This is a genomic window from Tepidimonas sp. (assembly GCF_046292505.1).
Classification (GTDB): domain Bacteria; phylum Pseudomonadota; class Gammaproteobacteria; order Burkholderiales; family Burkholderiaceae_C; genus Tepidimonas.
Genome location: NZ_JBKBQX010000156.1, coordinates 1 through 857, shown reverse-complemented (window position 1 = coordinate 857; position 857 = coordinate 1). Strand labels below are relative to the sequence as shown.

The 857-nt window shown below is 70.5% G+C and carries 1 protein-coding gene and 1 pseudogene; one reads left to right on the top strand and one right to left on the bottom strand.

Annotation, left to right across the window (positions count from 1 at the left end):
• A partial coding sequence (locus tag ACK4TH_RS12435; RefSeq protein WP_409626903.1) for an SDR family NAD(P)-dependent oxidoreductase occupies nt 1-522 on the bottom strand: 522 nt, incomplete at its 3' end.
• A gap of 90 nt (nt 523-612) precedes the next feature.
• Here ACK4TH_RS12435 and ACK4TH_RS12430 point away from each other — a divergent pair.
• A pseudogene (locus ACK4TH_RS12430) lies at nt 613-857 on the top strand (class I SAM-dependent methyltransferase); the annotation flags it as partial.

Here is an 857-nt window from a genome sequence, read left to right as displayed (position 1 = left end):
CAATTTGCTGATGGTGTACGAGAAATAATCCGGGTTGAGGTTGTGCACCTTTTGGTCCAGCACATGGATCACGCTGTACGCCCCGGAAGCGGCGTCGATCGCCTCCGCGTCCGCCCGATCCACCGCCGCCCACAGTGCCCGGCCGAGCAGCACCGGCACCACGGTGTTGATGCGCAACTGGCGCAGCAGCCCCTCCTCGGTGACGTCGGTGCCCGCGTCGGGCTCGAAGGTCGAGGCGTTGTTGACCACGCACCGCGGGATGGCCCCCGTGGCGGTGCGCACGGCGGCCAGCAACCCGTCTGCGGCACCCGGGGTATCCAGCGCCTGCGCCACGGCCACCGCATTCACCCCCAGGGCTTGCAGTTCGGTCACCGTGCGCTGGGCAGCGTCGGCCGAGCGGTGGTAGTGCACCGCCACGTGCCAACCCTGGCGGGCGAGGGCCAGGGCGATCTCGCGGCCCAGGCGCTGCGCGGCGCCGGTGACCAGGGCCCAGCGGGGCGTCGAGGGGGCGGCAACGGTCATGACAGGGGGCGAAAGATGCGAGTGTGGAATGTCCGTGGGGTGCTACTGCGATGATCGCGGCGAGGATCACGGCGACAATTGGGGCCGATTATGCTAGCCCCACCAAGTGACCCCCAGGCGCAGGGGATTCTGCGCGAGCGCATCGTGGCCGATATTGCCGCCGCCGGCGGCTGGCTGCCGTTCGAGCGCTTCATGGCCTTGGCCCTGTACGCGCCAGGGCTGGGGTATTACACGCGCGGGGCGCCCGTCTTTGGCACGGGGCCGGGGGACGGCAGCGACTTCGTCACCGCGCCCGTGCTGAGCGCGCGCTTTGGCGCCACGCTGGCGCGGGCGGT